Source organism: Bacteroides sp. AM44-19 (genome assembly GCF_003603395.1).
Taxonomy (GTDB): domain Bacteria; phylum Bacteroidota; class Bacteroidia; order Bacteroidales; family Bacteroidaceae; genus Bacteroides; species Bacteroides uniformis.
This window is the reverse complement of sequence record NZ_QTNB01000001.1, coordinates 1-19295: the sequence shown is the minus strand read 5'-3', so window position 1 is coordinate 19295 and position 19295 is coordinate 1. Positions and strand designations below refer to the sequence as shown.

General features: G+C 41.0%; 29 protein-coding genes. 27 read left to right on the top strand and 2 right to left on the bottom strand.

Going from position 1 to position 19295, the window contains the following annotated elements:
• Nucleotides 1–121: 121 nt before the first annotated feature.
• The 9 genes from DW947_RS00155 (at nucleotide 122) to DW947_RS00115 (ending at nucleotide 7175) form a co-directional block, all read left to right on the top strand.
• On the top strand, nucleotides 122–1861 hold the full coding sequence (locus DW947_RS00155) for a DNA cytosine methyltransferase (RefSeq protein ID WP_118940803.1): 1740 nt from the start codon (nucleotides 122–124) through the stop codon (nucleotides 1859–1861).
• Complete coding sequence (locus tag DW947_RS00150) at nucleotides 1861–4377, top strand: DNA methyltransferase (protein WP_118940804.1); 2517 nt, start codon at nucleotides 1861–1863, stop codon at nucleotides 4375–4377. Before DW947_RS00155 ends, DW947_RS00150 begins: the two co-directional genes overlap by 1 nt.
• The gene (locus DW947_RS00145) at nucleotides 4374–4700 is read left to right on the top strand and encodes a hypothetical protein (protein ID WP_118940805.1); all 327 of its coding nucleotides are present in this window, start codon (nucleotides 4374–4376) and stop codon (nucleotides 4698–4700) included. Before DW947_RS00150 ends, DW947_RS00145 begins: the two co-directional genes overlap by 4 nt.
• Nucleotides 4701–4703: 3 nt before the next feature.
• Nucleotides 4704–5009: a hypothetical protein gene (locus DW947_RS00140; protein WP_118940806.1), complete on the top strand. Its 306-nt coding sequence runs from the start codon at nucleotides 4704–4706 to the stop codon at nucleotides 5007–5009.
• Between the two features lie 105 nt (nucleotides 5010–5114).
• On the top strand, nucleotides 5115–5225 hold the full coding sequence (locus DW947_RS22050; RefSeq protein WP_118940807.1) for an HNH endonuclease: 111 nt from the start codon (nucleotides 5115–5117) through the stop codon (nucleotides 5223–5225).
• 35 nt (nucleotides 5226–5260) lie between these two features.
• Nucleotides 5261–5593: a hypothetical protein gene (locus tag DW947_RS00130; protein WP_118940808.1), complete on the top strand. Its 333-nt coding sequence runs from the start codon at nucleotides 5261–5263 to the stop codon at nucleotides 5591–5593.
• Nucleotides 5590–6138, top strand: a complete 549-nt coding sequence (locus DW947_RS00125) for an ASCH domain-containing protein (protein WP_118940809.1) — start codon at nucleotides 5590–5592, stop codon at nucleotides 6136–6138. Before DW947_RS00130 ends, DW947_RS00125 begins: the two co-directional genes overlap by 4 nt.
• 330 nt (nucleotides 6139–6468) lie before the next feature.
• Nucleotides 6469–6648, top strand: a complete 180-nt coding sequence (locus DW947_RS00120) for a hypothetical protein (RefSeq protein ID WP_118940810.1) — start codon at nucleotides 6469–6471, stop codon at nucleotides 6646–6648.
• An 89-nt stretch (nucleotides 6649–6737) separates the two neighbouring features.
• On the top strand, nucleotides 6738–7175 hold the full coding sequence (locus DW947_RS00115; protein WP_118940811.1) for a hypothetical protein: 438 nt from the start codon (nucleotides 6738–6740) through the stop codon (nucleotides 7173–7175).
• 11 nt (nucleotides 7176–7186) lie between these two features.
• Here DW947_RS00115 and DW947_RS00110 read toward each other — a convergent pair whose 3' ends face one another.
• Together DW947_RS00110 and DW947_RS00105 are read right to left on the bottom strand one after the other, a co-directional pair.
• The gene (locus tag DW947_RS00110; RefSeq protein WP_118940812.1) at nucleotides 7187–7885 is read right to left on the bottom strand and encodes a hypothetical protein; all 699 of its coding nucleotides are present in this window, start codon (nucleotides 7883–7885) and stop codon (nucleotides 7187–7189) included.
• Nucleotides 7886–7887: 2 nt separating this feature from the next.
• Complete coding sequence (locus DW947_RS00105) at nucleotides 7888–8253, bottom strand: helix-turn-helix domain-containing protein (protein ID WP_243635067.1); 366 nt, start codon at nucleotides 8251–8253, stop codon at nucleotides 7888–7890.
• Nucleotides 8254–8321: 68 nt separating this feature from the next.
• Between DW947_RS00105 and DW947_RS00100 the strand changes: the two genes are divergently transcribed.
• The 18 genes from DW947_RS00100 (at nucleotide 8322) to DW947_RS00005 (ending at nucleotide 19248) form a co-directional block, all read left to right on the top strand.
• Nucleotides 8322–8570: a hypothetical protein gene (locus tag DW947_RS00100; RefSeq protein WP_061412738.1), complete on the top strand. Its 249-nt coding sequence runs from the start codon at nucleotides 8322–8324 to the stop codon at nucleotides 8568–8570.
• 286 nt (nucleotides 8571–8856) lie between these two features.
• A complete protein-coding gene (locus DW947_RS00090; protein WP_118940813.1) occupies nucleotides 8857–9054 on the top strand; it encodes a hypothetical protein in 198 nt (65 codons plus the stop codon).
• A gap of 11 nt (nucleotides 9055–9065) precedes the next feature.
• Nucleotides 9066–9272, top strand: coding sequence for a DUF3873 family protein (locus tag DW947_RS00085; RefSeq protein WP_118940814.1), 207 nt, complete (start codon nucleotides 9066–9068; stop codon nucleotides 9270–9272).
• Nucleotides 9273–9380: 108 nt separating this feature from the next.
• Nucleotides 9381–9833 carry a hypothetical protein gene (locus DW947_RS00080; protein WP_117880698.1) on the top strand — a complete coding sequence of 151 codons (453 nt, stop codon included), beginning with the start codon at nucleotides 9381–9383 and terminating at the stop codon, nucleotides 9831–9833.
• Between the two features lie 207 nt (nucleotides 9834–10040).
• Entirely contained in the window at nucleotides 10041–10733 is a 693-nt protein-coding gene (locus DW947_RS00070) for a phosphoadenosine phosphosulfate reductase family protein (protein ID WP_229095578.1), read from the top strand.
• On the top strand, nucleotides 10711–11427 hold the full coding sequence (locus DW947_RS00065) for a ParB N-terminal domain-containing protein (protein WP_117880694.1): 717 nt from the start codon (nucleotides 10711–10713) through the stop codon (nucleotides 11425–11427). Before DW947_RS00070 ends, DW947_RS00065 begins: the two co-directional genes overlap by 23 nt.
• A gap of 36 nt (nucleotides 11428–11463) precedes the next feature.
• Nucleotides 11464–11865: a hypothetical protein gene (locus DW947_RS00060; protein WP_117880693.1), complete on the top strand. Its 402-nt coding sequence runs from the start codon at nucleotides 11464–11466 to the stop codon at nucleotides 11863–11865.
• Complete coding sequence (locus tag DW947_RS00055; protein ID WP_118940816.1) at nucleotides 11862–13130, top strand: PBSX family phage terminase large subunit; 1269 nt, start codon at nucleotides 11862–11864, stop codon at nucleotides 13128–13130. The genes DW947_RS00060 and DW947_RS00055 overlap by 4 nt, the downstream gene beginning before the upstream one ends.
• Before the next feature lie 11 nt (nucleotides 13131–13141).
• Nucleotides 13142–14635 carry a phage portal protein gene (locus tag DW947_RS00050; protein WP_118940817.1) on the top strand — a complete coding sequence of 498 codons (1494 nt, stop codon included), beginning with the start codon at nucleotides 13142–13144 and terminating at the stop codon, nucleotides 14633–14635.
• Nucleotides 14636–14784: 149 nt separating this feature from the next.
• Nucleotides 14785–15024 carry a DUF4160 domain-containing protein gene (locus tag DW947_RS00045; protein WP_005824559.1) on the top strand — a complete coding sequence of 80 codons (240 nt, stop codon included), beginning with the start codon at nucleotides 14785–14787 and terminating at the stop codon, nucleotides 15022–15024.
• 6 nt (nucleotides 15025–15030) lie between these two features.
• Nucleotides 15031–15444 (top strand): DUF2442 domain-containing protein, encoded by a 414-nt coding sequence (locus tag DW947_RS00040; RefSeq protein ID WP_117880674.1) that lies wholly within the window; start codon nucleotides 15031–15033, stop codon nucleotides 15442–15444.
• A 164-nt stretch (nucleotides 15445–15608) separates the two neighbouring features.
• Entirely contained in the window at nucleotides 15609–16244 is a 636-nt protein-coding gene (locus DW947_RS00035; protein WP_117880672.1) for a hypothetical protein, read from the top strand.
• Between the two features lie 2 nt (nucleotides 16245–16246).
• Nucleotides 16247–16843 carry a head fiber protein gene (locus DW947_RS00030; protein ID WP_118940818.1) on the top strand — a complete coding sequence of 199 codons (597 nt, stop codon included), beginning with the start codon at nucleotides 16247–16249 and terminating at the stop codon, nucleotides 16841–16843.
• Nucleotides 16844–16854: 11 nt separating this feature from the next.
• Nucleotides 16855–17976: a hypothetical protein gene (locus DW947_RS00025; RefSeq protein WP_005837056.1), complete on the top strand. Its 1122-nt coding sequence runs from the start codon at nucleotides 16855–16857 to the stop codon at nucleotides 17974–17976.
• Between the two features lie 11 nt (nucleotides 17977–17987).
• The gene (locus tag DW947_RS00020; protein WP_118132150.1) at nucleotides 17988–18338 is read left to right on the top strand and encodes a hypothetical protein; all 351 of its coding nucleotides are present in this window, start codon (nucleotides 17988–17990) and stop codon (nucleotides 18336–18338) included.
• A 55-nt stretch (nucleotides 18339–18393) separates the two neighbouring features.
• A complete protein-coding gene (locus tag DW947_RS00015) occupies nucleotides 18394–18753 on the top strand; it encodes a hypothetical protein (RefSeq protein ID WP_118132151.1) in 360 nt (119 codons plus the stop codon).
• 1 nt (nucleotide 18754) lies between these two features.
• Complete coding sequence (locus DW947_RS00010; protein ID WP_118132152.1) at nucleotides 18755–19069, top strand: DUF6706 family protein; 315 nt, start codon at nucleotides 18755–18757, stop codon at nucleotides 19067–19069.
• On the top strand, nucleotides 19066–19248 hold the full coding sequence (locus DW947_RS00005) for a hypothetical protein (RefSeq protein ID WP_119958391.1): 183 nt from the start codon (nucleotides 19066–19068) through the stop codon (nucleotides 19246–19248). Before DW947_RS00010 ends, DW947_RS00005 begins: the two co-directional genes overlap by 4 nt.
• Nucleotides 19249–19295 lie beyond the last annotated feature (47 nt).

The window sequence follows — 19295 nt, the reverse complement described above, 5'->3', positions numbered from 1 at the left end:
AAAAAGACACACGATTATGAAACCAAGAAAACAACTAATTGACGCCGCCGTAGCCAATGGTAGCTTCAGAGAATGGGCAAAAGTTCCTAATGACTGGAAACCGAAGGAGATTGATTGAGTTATGAAATCATTGAAAGAGATATTATGTAGCTTAGAAGGGTTGTCCGGCATTGAATTATTTGTCATAGACCTATTCTGTGGGGCCGGTGGTTTGTCGGAAGGCGTGGAAGAAGCCCGTTTAAATGGCAATAGATGTGCAAAAGTAGTTTGCTGTGTGAATCACGATAAGAATGCTATCCTTTCACATGATGCCAACATTCCTGATGCACTTCATTTCATTGAGGATATTCGTACACTGGAGCTTTCACCGATAAATACTATTGTTGAACGTATCCGTGAATTATATCCTGATTCGATGATAATGCTTCATGCTTCTTTGGAGTGTACCAACTTCTCGAAAGCTAAAGGCGGTCAACCGAGAGATGCTGATAGCCGGACGCTGGCAGAACATCTCTTCCGTTATATTGATGTTATAGATCCTGACTACATTCAGATTGAGAATGTGGAAGAGTTTATGAGCTGGGGAGATATGGACGAAAAAGGGAAGCCTATCAGCATGGACAAAGGCAGGCTTTATCAGAAGTGGGTGCGCAATGTCAAGAAGTACGGTTACAACTTTGAGCACCGCATCCTGAACGCTGCCGACTTTGGTGCCTACACCACAAGGAAACGCTTCTTCGGCATCTTTGCTAAAAAGAGTTTGCCGATAGTATTCCCTGAACCGACCCACTGTAAGGGTGGTAGGCAAGATATGTTTTCGCGGCTGGAGAAGTGGAAGCCGGTAAAGGATGTACTTGATTTCTCTGATGAAGGAACTACCATCTTCAGGGAAAAGCCTCTTGCAGAGAAAACGCTTGAGCGTATCTATAACGGACTTATCAAGTTTGTAGCCGGAGGAAAGGATGCCTTCCTCGTGAAGTATAATTCTATGAACCGTACGGGGAAATATAACGCTCCTGGGATTGACGAACCATGTCCGGTGGTAACAACACAAAACAGACTTGGAGTAGCGCAAGTTTGCTTTCTTTCCAAACAATTCAGCGGACATCCCGAAAGCAAGAATGTATCAGTGGAAGAGCCTGCCGGAACAATCACATGCAGGGACCATCATGCCTTCGTATCAGCGCACTATGGGAACGGCTTTAATCGTTCGGTAAACGAGCCGTCTGCGACAGTTACAACAAAAGACAGATTATCATTAGTAACTCCAAGGTTTATCGCCAATGAGTATTCCGGCGGAGGACAACATACAAGTATTGACAATATTTGTCCGGCAATTTTAACCAATCCCAAGCAAAAACTTATAACATGCAAGCCTTGGATTATGAATACTTCTTTCTCAAATATTGGTAGCAACATAGAGGAACCGGCACAGACAATAACCGCAAACCGGAAATGGCATTATCTGATGAATCCACAGTTCAACAGTGCTGGCGGCTCCGTTGATAACCCCTGCTTCACCCTGATAGCACGAATGGATAAGATGCCGCCCTATCTGGTAGCAACAGAAAGCGGTCAGATAGCGATTGAAATCTACGACAATGATAGTCCTATGACCGTGAAGATAAAGGAGTTCATGGCACTGTATGGCATAGTGGATATTAAAATGCGGATGCTTCGCATTCCTGAACTAAAACGTATCATGGGCTTTCCGGAAGATTATGTGTTAGTTGGTACACAAGCTGACCAGAAGAAGTTTATCGGAAATGCGGTAGAGGTTACACAGGCAAAGAAGAATGCCGAAGCACTTTGTGCAAAACTTAGAGATTTAAGATTGAAGAAATTAAAAGAAGTAGCTTAATGAAAGAATATATAGAATTTTTAAAAGACAAGATGGCCATCAGCCGTCAGACCGGGTTCGAGGTCAATCCGGATGAACTGACACCGTCGTTATATCCCCATGTGAAAGATACTGTTCGCTGGGCGGTGTCCGGTGGTTGCCGTGCGATATTCTCCAGTTTCGGTATGCAGAAAACCGTTACTCAGTTGGAGATACTTCGGGTAGTCCTGAAACACAAAGGCGGCAAAGGGCTGATAGTTTGTCCTAAACGTGTAGTGGTTGAGTTCCTTACACAAGCGGAACAACATCTGCACATGAAAGTGACCTATGTACGAACTATGGCTGATGTGATGATATGCCCGACTGACATCATGGTTACGAACTACGAGCGTGTGCGCGACGGTGAAGATGGTGTAAGAATAGAACCTTCCTCCTTCACCGCAACATCATTGGATGAAGCGAGCGTATTACGTGGTTTCGGTACCAAGACCTACCAGGAGTTCCTTCCCTTGTTTGCGGATGTTCCCTACCGCTTTGTCGCCACCGCCACGCCATCGCCCAATAGATACAAGGAGCTGATACATTATGCCGGTTATCTCGGTGTGATGGATACCGGGCAGGCGCTTACCCGTTTCTTTCAGCGTGACAGCACGAAGGCGAATAACCTTACCCTTTATCCGCACAAGGAGAAGGAGTTCTGGTTGTGGGTAAGTACATGGGCGTTGTTCCTCACCAGACCGTCCGACCTTGGTTACCCCGATACCGGATATGAATTGCCGGAACTGCGTGTACATGAAGAAGTGGTTAGTGTTGATAACTCCACTGCCGGAACCGACCGTGACGGACAAGTGAAGATGTTCCGTGAGGCTGCTCTCGGACTTGCCGACGCAGCGAAAGAACGTCGGGACAACATGCAGGAAAAGATTGCCCGTGTGGTGGAAATCATTAACCGTCCTGAAAACAAAGACGACCATTTCCTTTTATGGCATGACCTGGAGAATGAACGGAAGGCTTTGTGTGACGCCATACCCGGATGTAAGGCTGTGTACGGCTCGCAGGATGATGAGGAAGCCGACGAAGTGATAGCGGACTTTAAGGACGGCCGTCTGAAATATTTGGCCGCCAAACCGGAGATGCTTGGTGAAGGTTTGAACTTCCAGTACCACTGCCATAAGGCAATCATGTTCATTGACTACCGTTTTAACGACAAGTTCCAGGCGATAGCCCGTATCTACCGTTTCATGCAGCAGCATCCGGTTGACCTTTATCTGGTCTATGCGGAAAGTGAGGGAGAGATATACAAGAGCTTCATGCAGAAGTGGGCGCAACACCGCGAGATGGTAGCCAAGATGACCGATATAGTCCGCGAGAACGGTTTGTTCGGCTTGCAGGCAGAGGAGAAGATGATGCGGTGGATGTTTGCCAGCAGGGAAGAAAAGTCTGGTAAACTGTGGAGGGCAATCAATAATGACAATGTTCTTGAATGCCAGACTATGGAAAGTAATTCGGTGGACCTAATTGTAACAAGCATCCCGTTCTCCAACCACTATGAGTACACTCCGACCTATAACGACTTCGGGCATAATGAGGACAACGGCAAGTTCTTCGAGCAGATGGATTATCTTACACCGGAGCTTATGCGTATTCTTAAACCCGGTAGGTTAGCTTGCATCCATGTGAAAGACCGTGTTTTGTTCGGCAACGCCACTGGTGACGGTATGCCCACCATCGACCCGTTCAGTGAAATGACTGTATTCCACTACATGAAACACGGTTTCCGCTACATGGGGCGCATCACGGTGGATACGGATGTGGTAAGGGAGAACAACCAGACTTATCGGCTTGGATATACGGAGATGTGCAAGGACGGTTCAAAGATGGGTATCGGTTGTCCTGAGTATGTCCTTCTTTTCCGCAAGCTTCCTTCCGACACCTCACGGGCCTATGCTGATTTGCCGGTGACAAAAAACAAAAGCGAATATTCGTTGGCCCGTTGGCAGATAGACGCTCATGCAAGTTGGAAATCATCGGGTAACTCCCTGTTGAGTTACGAGGACATGAAAGGGGCCGGCATTGACAAGATACGCCACCTATTCAGGAACTACGAGCGTGGGCACGTCTATGATTATGAGGAACACGTGTCATTTGCCGAAGAACTGGAGGCATATGGAAAACTGCCAAAGACATTCATGGCTGTTGACCCGGTAAGCAAGAAGCCCTGGATATGGGATGATGTCACCCGGATGCGCACGCTCAATACTAGGCAGTCGCAGAAGAAACGGCAGAACCACATCTGTCCCCTTCAGTTGGATATTGTCGAAAGGTTGATTGAACGATACTCAAACAAAGGTGAACTGGTGTTTGACCCGTTCGGAGGTATCGGCACCGTTCCCTATTGCGCAATCAATTTGGGGAGGAAAGGTCTATCTACTGAACTCAATTACGACTACTGGAAAGACAGTCTTTCATATCTGTATGAGGCGGAGATGGAGGTCAGCGCACCCACATTGTTCGACTTAATGAGCGATGCCGTATGAACGTTCACCAGACTGTTCCCCGTTCGGATTGTACATCCTTCTCCAAGTGCGGCAAGCATTCCCTTGCATATTGCAGGAGGTACGGTGCGTCCGAATGCGGACCATGTGAAATCGTGAGGAGGAAACCCCGTAACCGGGTGGTCGTTGACGGAGTGGAGCGTAAACTGTGCACCCGCTGTGGTAGAGCGCTTCCGTTATCCCGTTTTTTCGATAGAATAGCCCGTCGTAACGGTAAGGAATACCATCTGAAAGCGTCATGGTGCAAGATGTGTATGGCAGAGGTACAGAGCGAGCGGAATAGAAAAAATAATAAAAAATATTGAATTATGAGACCAATAAGGAATATAGAAGACATTGGAAATCTAAAGACAGATGAAAAACTGATTGAATGCCTAAATGGTGAAGTGAATTATTATCGTTTTTTGTGCTTGCATCCGAGAAACGATGAATACGTGATTCTTCTGAACCATTGTGAGGAACCTAAAAGGTTTTATGTTAAAAGCATTATAGACCGATTTTATACGGACTATACAACACGCGATATAATCACTTATAAGAGGGATTATGCTTTGGAGCAGGTCAAGTTCTGCGAGCAGGCATTATCCGAATTTGATAAGGAGGGTAAAATATGATACTTACTACTGATAAGATGGTATTTGTTACCAATCAAGATAATTCAGACGAATACATTGAGAATCTTATAACTGAGTATGGGACTAATCAATATCGCATAAAGATTGACCGTACACTTAGTCCACCATATTATCAATTATTCCACGAATGGAAAGAGGGCAAGCGACAACTTAATAATTGCTTGTTTGCTTCAAGCAAGTTGGAAAAGATTGTGAATTACATAAATCAGAACATTCAATAAGGATAAATTATGAAACAGACAGTAGAAGAAGCAGCAAAACAAGAACTTACGTCAAGTTATGCAATAATAGTTGAAGGTGAATTAGCCTATCAGAGACAAGCAATGTTGAATATGTTCAGAAAAGGTGCCGAATGGCAGGCAAAGCAATCCCCGTGGATAAGCGTAGAAATGGCTATTCCGAAAGATGATTCTCCCGGAGTAGTGCAAGTCATAACAGTAGACGGAAAAGAAGGTGAAATGGCGGCTCGTAGAGTGATGTATAATATTTATCCATACATCAAAACTGGATATGTCACACATTGGAGGCCGATACCAGCACTACCGAAAGGAGGCGAAGGATGAAAGCAATAACCATCAAACAGCCATGGGCCAGTCTGATAGTCCACGGCATCAAAGACATCGAGAATCGCACTTGGCCGTGTCCTAAGAAATACTTAGGGCAGAGGGTGCTGATTCATTCAAGCGCCGTCCCCATGGAAATGATTAATCCTAATAGTGTATTTACGAAAAGGCAATGGGATAGCTTTTCACTTGGATTCCAGAGTGAGATTATTTGCGGCAATGGATATGTAAATTCTGCTATCATTGGAAGTGTCGAAATTGTGGATTGTGTTGTGAATCACTCTTCCATCTGGGCAGAGAAAGGAGTTTATAACTGGGTACTGGCTAATCCTATCCTTTACTCCAAACCTATCGAGAACGTGAAAGGGAAACCGTCTTTCTGGGACTATTCCGGTATTAAAGAGGTAAAAATTGAGTGTCCGGAATGTGGCAGTATAGAAATTGCTGTCGAAGATTATACGACAGCTCCGTTTCCGACTTACCTGCATAGGTGTAATAAGTGTGAACATGTGATTATGGAAAGTGAGTGGAATGTAATAAAGTAGGATATGGAATTTGATTGGGGAGGGTTTGTTGTAACAGTTTTGATAATTTGCGTTACTGTATATAATTGTTTAAATAGCTATTGGAAGCATAAGTATAGGGACGAGAACAAAGGTGACTGATAGATACAAAAAAAGGCTATCTATCCCAGACAGCCAATCTTTTTTATTAACCTTAAATCTAATACTATGAAAAACACATTGCAAAGGTACGGATTTGTGGGAGTTATGCAAATTATGAGCCTTTGTTCAGCCATCTTATAACATGGTTTAGCAAGTGGATATATGTGTTAACCATTAACGTAATAGATTTATAAAATTAACAAATAGCCAATGAATAGAAATGAAAATGTCTGGACTGATGCGAAATGTGCAGCCCTTCGAGTTGAGTTCCTTACCAGTCGTGAGGAACTCTTTTTGTATGCAAAAGCCATCTATTCCGCTATGATATGGGGTAGGGAGGTGAACGAGAAAAATCGGGTTATTCAGGAAAAGGATAAGTCTGTTAAATAAAAGAAAGAGCCAACCCACGCACGACCATGAATCAGCTCCTCACACGATTATGATGCAAATATACTATTTACTTTTAAAATAATCGTGTTATGGAGCTGGATTTTAATAAAATCATTCGTCTTAAAAAGATTCGTATCGAGAAATCAGAACTTTCAGAGGAAGAAAATGCCTTGACCGCCCCGATTTTGAAAGACAAAAGCCTTATCCATGAAATCTACAAAATATTCGTTGAGTTGCTGAATGAGAGAGGATGTCCACCGAATATTGACAGTGTAACCCAGCGGAAGAAGTTCATTTTCATTATCCTGTATCTGTTTTCTCCAAGCTCGCTCGCCGGTGGGAAAATGACAGCAGGGTTACGACCTGAATTAGCAAGGGTTCTTGGAGTTCAATCAGAATGTACCATTTCCGACAATTGTGCTGATGTCGTGTTTCTCTATCAGAATTATGGGGACTTTAGTGGAGATATAGAGTATCTTTACACCGAAATCGTAAATCGGTTGAAATTCAAAGGGCTAATCAATTAATGAGCCGGAGTTTAGTGCTCCGGCTTTAAAATTTTATATATTTGCTCTTTGCTTTTTTCTCTAAATTCATTAATCATTGGGGCAATTGTAGTGTATTCTTCGAGCACTTTTTCTGAGATGTTTTCTAAAGCAGTTTTTCTTTCTTCTATTTTTCTTTGTAGTTTCTCTCTCTTTTCTTTTGATGGTGTTTCTGGTTTGATGTCATCTATTTCATTATTTATTTTAATTATTTCATGACATTTTAGTTGCTTTTCGGCTTGTATTTTAAGAAAAGCCAAAATTATCTTATGAAGAATATTGTGGATGTTATCGCTTTTGACAAATAGTCTTAATACTATTTCATCTTGTTGTACATTTTTATATAATTGATTCTGAGCATTAATATAATTATTTATTTGAATTGAATTATTGACATTTGGTATATTTAAAACAGAATCTATCCACATAAACAAGCTTTTGTTAACCTCAATAATAGCCTGACGTTCCATTGAAGTTATGTCAGTTTGCGCATTTGCCAAAATTGCTAATTTATTTTTAAGCTTCTCTGTTTCATTAATAAATTGACTTTCAACGGATTTTATTTCTTTAGTAATTTCACCTATGTCTTCTTTAGTTGCAAGATTCTTTCCTTTTTCCTTGAAGTAAGTGATGATGTATTGCACTAATCCTGCTATAATAGCAAATATTGTAAACTGTAACCAATAAGGCATAGTTATTCTCCTTTCTCTAATTTAATTTTCTTCCCACAATGAGGGCAAGTGATAGTGTTTTCCTCCTTGTCTTCATTCAGCAAATCAGTTATCCCTACACCTAAAGCCTTTGCTATTTCTCCTAACTTCCCAATGGTAGGGTTGCCGGACACAGCGGCATACAGGGCTTGATATGTCACTCCCATTCTTTTAGCAAGGTCTTGCATGGTAATACCCTGCTGTTTGCAGATTTCTTGTACTCTTAGCATGATATTCAAATTATAATTTGACGCAAAGATAGGAATAGTTTTCAAATTATACATAGAATACAGAAGAATAGTATCAAAAAATAATTTGAAAATTTTTCTATCAAAATTTGTTTTATTCAAAATAAAGTTTGATATTTGCAGTGTGACAATCAAAACATAGTTTGAATAATAATTTAAATATATAAGATATGGCAACAAAGAAAATTGATGAGAAGAAAACATTGAAGTATGCGGTAGCATTCTACTTCTGTACATCAGGTAAGATAAACTTCATGTTAGGCAATAAAATGTATCAGCATATAAATACTGTTTATGACCAAAGAGAAGATGGTAGAGGTTTCAATACCTGTGAAGTCGTTTATAATTACAAGGCTCAAAAGTACGAGGTTCTGAATGTAGATACAGAGATAGGCAACAAAGAGATTACGATATTATAAGTTTAACCAGCAGGGTAAAAGCCCTGCGCAATATATAAGATTATGAACGTAAATGAAGTTACAGTAGGTTTGAGATATAGAGTATCAGGTGATTTGTCTAATGGCTGTCATGCAGACGGTACGCCACGCATATCGCACGATGATGTAGTAAGAGTAATCAAACGAATTACAGATACACATGTGATTTTAGAGTGTGGACGTATGTTTATCATTAACGACAATCTCAAAATCGAGAAGTTCTAAGTTTTAATCCGGTAGCCTTCGGGCTACCACAATACACACGATTATGAAAGCGGATTTAGTTTTAGTTATCAGCCCCGAAGCTCCACTGATGAAGCAGCTGGGTAAAGTGTTGGGTAAGCTATGTACGCCGTACGACTTCTCTACTATAGAGAGGGGTGAAAAGTACATCACCATACAGCATGACGAGACTGGGCTTGTAGTGGCTTATACGAGTGAAAAAAGATTGAATGCAAAACATTAAATATAGTGATTATGAACTCAATAAATGAAAACGGTTGCAGCGTATGCCAACCCGGTAAAGAGAATTATTGTACCTACAACACCAGGTTGAGAGGAAAAAGAGTGAGAATGTACCAGTACGACTACCGTACTGATAGCGGTGAACTTTTTGCTTGTTGTGCGCCTACCTTAGAGGCATGCAGAGAAAGACGGGATAAATGGCTTAGTTCACGACAATAAGCCGATTGTCGTGTATAACGATTGAAGATATTTCGTTATCTTTGGTTGTGGTAGTACCTTTGGGGTACTATCTTTTTTATAGTATAAATTTAAAAATGATAGAATAGTATGAAGATTAATTATAAAGGTCAAGAGATAGAAGCGTATTCGCTTGTAATGAATAGAAACAACGCTTTAGATATTCTGAACGGTAAAAAGTGTATAGAAACTCGTATGCTCAGCTCTAAATATGAGAAAATGTTCACGGACTTCAATCAGATTGAGGAAAATGAAAAATTGAGAAAGGCTGGGCGTGAAGATGAATGTCAGTCTATTTTGAGAACGGATATAGAAGCTATTCATTTTTATAGTACCGGTGCACCGTGGACACTTGATGTAGCAATTGACGAGATAGGTATAGGTGAAGTGACAGAAGAAGGTATTAAGTTCATGCATGATGAATTTGATTTCCATGATTTTGATGAACAATTAAAAGAGTTCAAGAAGAATCCACCGAAAGAGTTGCCATTATTTTACTACTTACATATTTGTGAAATCATAAGCCATTCAGGTTTGAAATAATATAAGCCACTTGGGTGGCTTTGTTTATTTAGTAAAAGGATTGTTTAATTTAAAATTAAAGATTATGCCAGAAACGTATGCAACAGATGCAAGTGGTCAAAAGTATCGTACCCGAAAAGATTATGAAGCCGGACGATTTCAATCTATGGGGCGAAATGCAGCTCAGCGAGCAAGAATTAATCGTAGGGTAGGCGGTAGAGTTGTTTAATGATGGATAAAGCAATAGATATAATTAAAGAAGTTGCTTTAAAGGCTGATAGGGTTATATTGTTTCACTCGGCATCGGGCAAGGACAGTATAGCCCTTTTGGACCTAATATCACCTTATTTCAAAGAGGTCGTTTGCGCCTATATGTATGTTATAAAAGACTTGTCTCATATCAATCGTTATATAAATTATGCTTGCAGTAAATATCCAAACGTGAAGTACATTCAGATACCTCACTTTGCGGTCTATTCATTTAGGCGTATTGGTTACTTAGGATGTATTAAGAACGAGAAGCAGAAACTATACAATATGGCTCAACTTACGGATATTATAAGGGAGAAATATAATATCGAATGGGCCTTCTTTGGATTTAAGCAGTCTGATTCAATGAATAGACGTTTAATGTTACGTACATATAAGTTGAACGGTATTAACGAAGTGCAAAAGAAGTGTTATCCCTTATCTGAATATCGGAACAAAGATGTATTGGAGTACATTAGTCGAAAAGGTCTAATCAAACCCGAATCATATGGAGGAAAACATCAATCATCCGGCACTGACATAACGGATATTAATTACTTGTTATTTCTTCGTTCTAAATATCCATTTGATTTACAAAAAGTTATAAATGAATATCCATTGGTAGAACGGAAATTATTTGAATATGACTATGAAAGAGCTAAAACAAAGTGAAACAAGAATTATAAAACGCTCTCAAATAAATCTTAATCCGATTAACCCTAAAAGGCATTCGGACGAGAAAGTAAAGCTGCAAAAGAAAAATTTGCAGAAAATTGGTTTTCTTGGTGGTATTGTATGGAATGAAAAATCGAGGAATCTGATTGACGGGCATCGAAGGATTAAGGCAATGGACCTGCACTACAAATACGATGGTACATCTAAAACGGATTATGATGTAAAGGTTGAAGTCGTAGCTCTTGACGATAAGGCTGAGAAGGAACAGCTTACATATATGGCTGTAGGAAATACAAAGCCGGATATAGACCTTATAGCTGGCTACATTTCTGATATAGATTATACGAATGTCGGCTTGGACATTGGGGAATTGAATGATATTCTTTCCATAAACACAGAAATGCCATCTCAGTTAGATTTTGTGGATGATTTATTGTCCCCTCTGCCATCATTTGACGAAATTGAAACTCCCTCTGCGGATGAGAAGACTTATGATGAAAAGAAAGAGCACATGAAAGCCATTAAACAGCAAGTAAGAGAATTGTCAATAGAAAGACAGCAAAACGAAGAAGCTTATATTACATTGTCTTTTTCTTCTTACAACGCTAAAGAGGATTTTTGCGATTTGCTTGGTATCAGCACAGATGACAAGTTTGTAAAAGGGGAAGATGTATTAAAATTGATTAAGTGACGAAAGTAACAAATACGCGCGCACGTACACAAGGATATGGCTAAGAAACCTAATATAGAAGATTTTAGAAAGATTCTCCGCAAATCTGGTGGAAATCTGACTAAGGTTGCGGCTACGTTTAAAGTAGCTCGGAAAACTGTATATCAATGGGCGAAAGAAGATGTTGAATTTAAAGATGCTATATCAGATGAGCGCGGGGCGTTGGTTGATGAATGTTTGGTTTCTGCCCGTGTTCTTGCATTGGGTATTCCTGAAAAGGATAAAGATGGAAATTTCGTGGGTTGGCGTGAACGTCCAGACGGCTATATGATTCGTTATTTGCTTTCTACATTAGGGAAAAGCGAAGGTTTTGGGGAAGAATCAGAAGATGCTGATATTCCAACAGACATAGAGCACGGCATCAACATTGATTCCTGGATTAAAGACAAGCTGAAATGATAGTACCTCAAGAAATTTACCATCCATTATATGAGGATAAGGAAAAATTTATAATTCTTATCACCGGTGGGCGTGGTAGCGGAAAGTCTTTCAATGCTTCTACCTTTATTGAGCGGTTGACTTTTGAAATGACTCCCGTAGAGAAGATAGTTCATCAGATTCTTTACACCCGTTACACGATGGTTTCTGCCGGTATGTCTATCATTCCCGAAATGATGGAGAAGATAGATTTGGACGGTACCACGAAATATTTCAAGACCACAAAGACGGATATAGTCAATAAGATGACTAAGAGCCGTATCATGTTCCGGGGTATCAAGACTTCTTCCGGGAACCAGACAGCAAAACTGAAATCCATTCAAGGCATTACGACTTTCGTTTGCGATGAAGCGGAAGAGTGGACAAGCGAAGATGAGTTCGATAAAATAATGCTCTCCATTCGCAAAAAGGGTATTCAGAACCGGATTATCATTATAATGAACCCATGCGATTCCAATCACTTCATCTACAAGAAATACATTGAGAAAACTCACAAGCTGGTAGAGATTGATGGTGTGCAGGTTCAGATTTCCACTCATCCGAATGTGCTTCATATCCATACTACGTATTTTGATAACTTGGAGAATCTTTCCCCGGAGTTTCTGAAAGAGGTGGAGGATATGAAGGTGAGTAATCCTGAAAAGTATGCTCATGTGGTTATCGGTCGCTGGGCTGACGTTGCAGAAGGTGCTGTGTTCAAGAAGTGGGGAATTGTGAAAGAGTTCCCGCAGGAATGCAAAAAGGTAGGAATAGGGCAGGACTTCGGCTTTACTAATGATCCTTCCGCTGCTGTAAGATGTGGCATTATTGATAACCGTTTGTATGTTGATGAACTTTTCTATGAAACGGATATGCTTTCGTCGGCTATTGCCAATAGGTTAAAGCCTTTCTCTATGAAAGTTTTTGCCGATTCGCAAGACCCTCGATTGATTCAAGAGATAAAGAACAGAGGCGTGAATATCTATCCGGTAGATAAGTTTCCCGGCTCCATCAAAGCGGGTATTGATAAGATTAAAGACATGGAGTTCTTTGTAACAGAACGCTCTTACAATATTATTACTGAACTTCGGAAATATGTTTGGGATAAAGATAAGGATGGAAACTACATCAATGAGCCAGTAGATGAATATAATCATTTGATGGATGCCATTAGATATTATGTATTGGGTTGTTTGCTTGGACGCATTTTGAAGCCGAAAGATTTAACTGGAATATTCACACACTAAAAATATAAGCTATGCCATTGAATTTAGAAGAAATATTAGCATTGCCCGATATCGGGCAGAAGATAAACTACCTGAAGAAAGGTAGGAAGACTGAACTTCCCGACTGTTGTAAACTTTGGGACGATTGGAATCCGGAACGCCATGAAATTATGGTTGACAAAAAGAAGTATCCGGACAGAAAGGTTCTTGAAAAAGAAGCTGAGAAACACTTCGATGAAAAAACTGGTAAGACTTATGAAATCGAAGCAAAGTATAAGACTGAACCGGTGAACCGTATTTCCATTCCATTGGAACAGGATATAGTGAATATTCAAACTGCTTTCACGGTCGGCACAGAACCGTCTATGGATTGCACTCCGACTGATGATGATGAAAAGAAGCTGCTGGATGCGGTAAAGGCTGTATTTAAATCCAACAAAATCAAATACCAAAACAAGAAGATTGTCCGTGCCTGGCTCTCCGAACAAGAAGCGGCAGAATATTGGTATGTTACCGATGATGATTCGTTTTGGGCAAAGTTTTGGAAGAAAGTTAAGACTACGTTCGGTGGTAAGGTCAAGCCCACCAAGAAACTGAAAAGCGTGTTATGGTCTCCATTCAGAGGTGATAAACTATACCCGTTCTTTAACGATGAAGGTAAAATGATTGCTTTCTCACGTGAGTACAAGAAGAAGCTCATGGATGATTCGGAGATAACTTGCTTTATGACTATCACTGATAAGATGGTCTATCAGTGGGATTTATCTAAAGGGTATGAAGAAAGAACGCCTTTTACTCATGGATTCCCCAAATTACCGGTTCTCTATGCCTACCGTCCTGAACCTTATTGCAAAAAGATAAAGACTTTTCGGGTTCGGTTGGAGAAATTATTATCCAATTATGCAGATTGCATCGATTATCATTTCTTCCCTTTATTGAAACTTATCGGTGACGTGGAGGGTTTCATGGGTAAGGTTAAGGATAGAATGGTCAAACTTACAGGTGAAAGTGCGGATGCCCAGTATCTGACGTGGAACCAAGTTCCGGATACGGTACGTTTTGAAGCAGAAACACTCACCAATATGGCTTATGATATGTCAAACACTCCAAGAATATCCTTTGAGACGTTGAAGGGGGTAGGCAAAGCATCAGGAACCGCTTTCCGCTTTATGTTCATGGGTGCACACATGGCGGTAGAAAATCACGGTGAGGTTATCGGCGAGTTTTTACAGCGGAGAGTAAATTTCATTGTTTCCGCTTTAGGCTCTATCAATCCAACCGAGTTTAGCAAGGCATCGCAAACCATTGACATAGAAACAGAACTGGTTCCATATATGATTGATGATTTGAATGATAAGGTGACTACTGCCGTTTCCGCTGTCAGTGGTGGCATCTGGTCAACGCGTGAGGGAATCATGTTTGCCGGGAATGCTGATAGGGTAGAAGAGGAGCTTGCAGAAATCAAGGAGGAGCAAGCGGCAAAGAATGAGCAAATCGGAAATAAGGGACAGAAAAATGCCTCTTAGTCAGAAAAATTATAGGGATTATAATTTTAGTACAAGAAAAATAGAATATTTTGCGGCAACATCAAAGAATTGCCGCTAATTTTTTGCTTGAATAGTTGTAGGTAATTAAATAATTACCTATATTTGTAGGGTAATCAATAGAGAAAGGTATGCCAACGATATTTATTTTATTTGGTTTTCGTTTTATGTTTTACGCTAATGACCATGAGCCTATACATGTTCATGTAATCAAAGGGGATGTAAGTGCTAAATTCACTTTATTTCCAGTTACATTAATCAAAAATAATGGCTTGAAGTCATCTGAACTGAAACTTGTAGAATCAGTTATAGAAGAAAATCAAGAAGTAATAGCAGAGCATTGGAATAAATTTTTTAATAAATCAAAATAAGTGGTTATGGAAAATATCATAGTTGAAAAGGTATGGTTGACTGATACGGAGGTATGGATACGTACCACTGACGGGAAGGAGGCATGTGAGAAGTTTTCAGATTTCCAAAGGCTGAAATGGGCTACTCCTGCGCAGCGCGCAAATTTCACAACGAGCCATGACGGAATACATTGGAAAGAGCTTGATGAAGATTTGAGTTTTGAGGGATTCTTTCGGGAAAGGAAATCTAATCCTCTTTATGATTTATTTATAGCTCATCCTGAATTGAATGCTGCTGCCATAGCACGACGTTTAGGTATTTCTCAGAGTTTGTTTGCTCAATATGTAAGCGGAACAAAGAAGCCGTCTAAGAAACGTTTTGAAGATATTATAGAAACAATACGTTCAGTAGGGCGTGAATTAATGGCTGTACCGGCATAAGTTACAATACTTTATTTAGGCGTGATTCCATTCGGTTTCACGCCTTTTTTATACCATTTTACGACAATCGTTTCATTGTCGTGTATCACCTATCTGATAATTTTTCACATAGCTTATTAATGCCGAAATTTACCGTAGAAATTTATAAATCAAATTCATACGGTATGACAATCTTAGAACAAATCTTGGCAGGGCTGCAACAGAAGTTTACTGGGGTGGACACTGCTATCTTAACCCGAATTGCCACTAAGAAGGCAGAGGGTGTAACGGACGAGACAAAGGTAAACTCCATTGTTGAGGGTATCAGCTTCTCGGACGTGCTAAATTCCTATGGTGATTTCCGTGCCGGGGATGCTTCCAAGACCGCAGTTTCCAACTACGAGAAGAAACATAACCTTAAAGACGGTAAGCCAATCGAGACTACCACAACCACCAAAACGGAAGAGAATAAAGACGATGTGCCTGCATGGGCGCAAGCTTTAATTGACTCCAACAAGAACCTTTCTGATAAGCTAACACAGTTTGAAACGGAAAAGGCTCAAGCAACACGTAGCCAGCAGATTTTGGCAAAGGCAAAAGAGTATGGTATTCCCGAAAACTACGCCAAACGATGCGCCATTAAGGACGATGAGGACTTGGACGCATACTTCAAGGACTTGAAGCAGGAGTTCGCAAATGACGGCTTCAAAGGCGTAACCCCTCCCGAATCAGCGGAAGAGAAGATTGAGAAAGAATCTGAATCTATCGCCAAGATGATTGATGAGGGAACGAAAACTATTGTTGAACAAAACAAGAATTAATTATGTCAGCAGGATTTAAGTATGACTTGGTTCCGCCCGTTGAGCAAGAGGAACGCTACGATGTCCAGACCGGCATTCGTAGACGTGGTCCGTTCAAACTTGATACGCAGAACCTGGTAGTGGGAAGTTTTCTTCCCGGATTTACACCGATTTGTGCGGACTTGAAAAACAAGTTCGCTTATGCGGTAATCAATGTGAGAGTTGCGGAAACCTATACCACTGGTGGAGAGGCTTTGTCTATCAAAGTAGCTAAGAACTCTTTGGCTTATGTGGGTATGTTTGTCGGAAGTGGTAAGAAAGGTGCAGAAGTAACGGCAATTGATAAGTCTAATGCCAACTACGATGTATTGACTATTAAGGCTGCTTTTGGTGAGAATATCGCCAAAGATGCCGTATTATTCAATGCGGTTGCAGTTGATGGTTTAAAACAAAAGCATGTAGCTAATTCGGCTTTGTTTAACCGTACAAAGGTTGAGGACGGAATCACATTGGTTTCATTGCTTCGTACAGCCGCAGAAATTGAACCCTCAAAATTGATTATGCCGTTCTCCGAGAACGATAAAGCCAACATGAAGGGATGGTTTGAATTTAACGAGTAAGGAGGTAGGATATGTTTTTAACGATTCAAACATTATTCGATGATGCGAACATTGTTTCCGCTATCATCAGACGTGTGAACCAGACACGCAAGGACACAATCTATTGGCAGCAGTATCTTACTTTCCGCAGAGTGACTACTCGTGTGTTCAAGGATTATATCGGTTCTGTAACCGGAGTTATGGCCGGCTCCATCAATTCGCGTTTTGGAGAGAAACCCATCCGTGAACGTCGGAACATCGGTTCCGGATATGGTGAGATTGCCTATTTGGGTGATGCTTATCAGATGTCTATTGACCGTCTTTCTGAATTGCAGGATTTGATTGACAAGTTCAATGCCGCTAAGCCAGCCGACCAAAAGGCTGCAATGGAAGAGATTGTAAACTTCCTGGCAGACGACTACCGTCAGATTACCCTTGCCGCCCACAAGCGTATGGATATTATTGTCGGTGCGCTGTTGATGCTTGGTGAAGCCACCGTTTACAACAAAGACGCTGCAATCACTTCCGGTCAGACCAATAATAAACTGCTGGAGATTACCCTTCCGTTCAATTTTATCAAGCCGAAAAGTGGAGATGTGGTTGTGGACGGAAAGAATATGTTTATCTCTTATTTGAGAGAGAAACTTCATTCCTTGGCACCGGACTATGGCGTTTATGCCAAGATGGTTATGACTCGTGCATCTTTCAACAAGCTTATTCTTGGTTCATCTGAATTTGGTGAGCAGTACAAGATGATTCTCGGCAGCAACGAAATGAAGTTGAGTACGGGATTGGTTTCCTCTTCTTTGGCTTCCGAAGTGTTCACCGGCATCGGTTTGCCGCGTATTGAAATCAAGGAGGACTACGTGAAAGACCAGACGGGAAAGAATGTGCAGATTTACGCGGATAACCGTATTACTCTGTTACCTTCTGACAACATTGGTTATATGCGCCATCATACCCCGTATGAAGCGACAGACCCAGTACAAGGACGTACTTATATCCCGTCAGAGGGGCAGATGCTTATCTCCAACTACCGTGACAAAAACGGTCGCTACATGGAATATACGGCAGAGTGGATTCCGCAGATTTCCAATCCAGATTTGATTACCAATTTCGATTTGAGCGAAATTGCATCCATTCAATCAGCATAAGGGGGTAGGATATGAAAGTAAAGGTTATATCAGTTTTCCGCGACAAGTTCACCGGAAAGTATTATACTCCCGGTGAAGTGATTGAAGTCGGTGAGGAAGCCCGTGTGCTGGATATGGAAAGCCGCAGACTTGCTGAACGGATTGAGGCAAAAAATACCGAAGTGAAAGCCCCTGAAGAAAAGAAGGAGGTGAAAATCTCTCTCTTTGAAAAGGAGTTTGAGAAGAAGGCTTTGATTGATGCTTTGAAGTCCATCGGCGTGCAGGCTTCCGGCAATATGAAAGAAGAAACTCTTTTGGCTAAGGTCTCAGAACTGGATGAAGAATCAACTGCCAAGCTGAAAGAAGCATTAGGTATCGAGTAAGGATAGGGTAGTGTTTCTACCCTTCCATTGTCTAATTTTATAAACCAGAAAAGAAATGAAGAATTTTATTTTTGCCATGTGTGGCTTTTTGATGATGTCTTTGGTCTCGTTGGACGTGCAGGCATCAAGTGTGGAATCTCCCAAGTGTGAGTATGTGAATCCATCTGTTGATGTTGGTTTGCCAGACATTCAGTGTATCACTTTTGAAGCATCTTCTGTTGATTGTGTTGTGCTGATCACTCCGCAGCCAATATTTATGGTTGTGGATAGTCCGGTGAAGCAAACAGTAACTATTACGGCAATGCAAAGGAAACAGATTTCAGTTCCTAAATGCCCGTTCCGGTACGTCTATAAGTCGAAGTATTGCACACATTATAGCCATACAGCATATAGTACACTGATTACACCATATTAAGATGACGGTAAACGACTACATACAACAGAAGTTTCAGATATTCGGCATTCAGGTATCGGAGGCTGACATTTTGGATATGTGTCTTACCTCGAAGATAAGCGGAGAGGATGAGATGAATGAGCATTGCTGTGTCCGTGTCTCTGTAGCAATTGCGAAGTTCATCCCCTCTCTTTTGCTTCGCGCCACTTCAATCAGTGAAGGCGGTTTTTCTATGTCTTGGAACATTCAAGGCATTAAGGATTACTATTCATTTCTGTGTAAGCAGTACGGCTTGAAAGACGAACTGAGTAACAAACCTAAAGTGACTTTCTTATGATATTCGCTCCACACATATTGCAGGTTAAGGTTATCACCCCGATGGATAAGGATGAGTTCGGCAGACCTATTCCCGGCACAGGTGGTGAGAGCTGGCAGGATATATGCAGATGCCGTTGTGATGATGTGAGTGCGGAAAAGAAAGTATCTATCAATGGTGCTTTGTATGATTTCATGTAGCTAACACTTGAAAAGGGACCCGGGTAGCATTTGAAACGTGTACCACC

Excerpts from the sequence above, each read along its gene's own strand:
- DW947_RS00155 (WP_118940803.1), top strand. The coding sequence starts at position 122 with ATGAAATCATTGAAAGAGATATTATGTAGCTTAGAAGGGTTGTCCGGC.
- DW947_RS00150 (WP_118940804.1), top strand. The coding sequence starts at position 1,861 with ATGAAAGAATATATAGAATTTTTAAAAGACAAGATGGCCATCAGCCGT.
- DW947_RS00145 (WP_118940805.1), top strand. The coding sequence starts at position 4,374 with ATGAACGTTCACCAGACTGTTCCCCGTTCGGATTGTACATCCTTCTCC.
- DW947_RS00140 (WP_118940806.1), top strand. The coding sequence starts at position 4,704 with ATGAGACCAATAAGGAATATAGAAGACATTGGAAATCTAAAGACAGAT.
- DW947_RS00130 (WP_118940808.1), top strand. The coding sequence starts at position 5,261 with ATGAAACAGACAGTAGAAGAAGCAGCAAAACAAGAACTTACGTCAAGT.
- DW947_RS00125 (WP_118940809.1), top strand. The coding sequence starts at position 5,590 with ATGAAAGCAATAACCATCAAACAGCCATGGGCCAGTCTGATAGTCCAC.
- DW947_RS00120 (WP_118940810.1), top strand. The coding sequence starts at position 6,469 with ATGAATAGAAATGAAAATGTCTGGACTGATGCGAAATGTGCAGCCCTT.
- DW947_RS00115 (WP_118940811.1), top strand. The coding sequence starts at position 6,738 with ATGGAGCTGGATTTTAATAAAATCATTCGTCTTAAAAAGATTCGTATC.
- DW947_RS00110 (WP_118940812.1), bottom strand. The coding sequence starts at position 7,885 with ATGCCTTATTGGTTACAGTTTACAATATTTGCTATTATAGCAGGATTA.
- DW947_RS00100 (WP_061412738.1), top strand. The coding sequence starts at position 8,322 with ATGGCAACAAAGAAAATTGATGAGAAGAAAACATTGAAGTATGCGGTA.
- DW947_RS00090 (WP_118940813.1), top strand. The coding sequence starts at position 8,857 with ATGAAAGCGGATTTAGTTTTAGTTATCAGCCCCGAAGCTCCACTGATG.
- DW947_RS00085 (WP_118940814.1), top strand. The coding sequence starts at position 9,066 with ATGAACTCAATAAATGAAAACGGTTGCAGCGTATGCCAACCCGGTAAA.
- DW947_RS00080 (WP_117880698.1), top strand. The coding sequence starts at position 9,381 with ATGAAGATTAATTATAAAGGTCAAGAGATAGAAGCGTATTCGCTTGTA.
- DW947_RS00070 (WP_229095578.1), top strand. The coding sequence starts at position 10,041 with ATGATGGATAAAGCAATAGATATAATTAAAGAAGTTGCTTTAAAGGCT.
- DW947_RS00065 (WP_117880694.1), top strand. The coding sequence starts at position 10,711 with ATGAAAGAGCTAAAACAAAGTGAAACAAGAATTATAAAACGCTCTCAA.
- DW947_RS00060 (WP_117880693.1), top strand. The coding sequence starts at position 11,464 with ATGGCTAAGAAACCTAATATAGAAGATTTTAGAAAGATTCTCCGCAAA.
- DW947_RS00055 (WP_118940816.1), top strand. The coding sequence starts at position 11,862 with ATGATAGTACCTCAAGAAATTTACCATCCATTATATGAGGATAAGGAA.
- DW947_RS00050 (WP_118940817.1), top strand. The coding sequence starts at position 13,142 with ATGCCATTGAATTTAGAAGAAATATTAGCATTGCCCGATATCGGGCAG.
- DW947_RS00045 (WP_005824559.1), top strand. The coding sequence starts at position 14,785 with ATGCCAACGATATTTATTTTATTTGGTTTTCGTTTTATGTTTTACGCT.
- DW947_RS00040 (WP_117880674.1), top strand. The coding sequence starts at position 15,031 with ATGGAAAATATCATAGTTGAAAAGGTATGGTTGACTGATACGGAGGTA.
- DW947_RS00035 (WP_117880672.1), top strand. The coding sequence starts at position 15,609 with ATGACAATCTTAGAACAAATCTTGGCAGGGCTGCAACAGAAGTTTACT.
- DW947_RS00030 (WP_118940818.1), top strand. The coding sequence starts at position 16,247 with ATGTCAGCAGGATTTAAGTATGACTTGGTTCCGCCCGTTGAGCAAGAG.
- DW947_RS00025 (WP_005837056.1), top strand. The coding sequence starts at position 16,855 with ATGTTTTTAACGATTCAAACATTATTCGATGATGCGAACATTGTTTCC.
- DW947_RS00020 (WP_118132150.1), top strand. The coding sequence starts at position 17,988 with ATGAAAGTAAAGGTTATATCAGTTTTCCGCGACAAGTTCACCGGAAAG.
- DW947_RS00015 (WP_118132151.1), top strand. The coding sequence starts at position 18,394 with ATGAAGAATTTTATTTTTGCCATGTGTGGCTTTTTGATGATGTCTTTG.
- DW947_RS00010 (WP_118132152.1), top strand. The coding sequence starts at position 18,755 with ATGACGGTAAACGACTACATACAACAGAAGTTTCAGATATTCGGCATT.
- DW947_RS00005 (WP_119958391.1), top strand. The coding sequence starts at position 19,066 with ATGATATTCGCTCCACACATATTGCAGGTTAAGGTTATCACCCCGATG.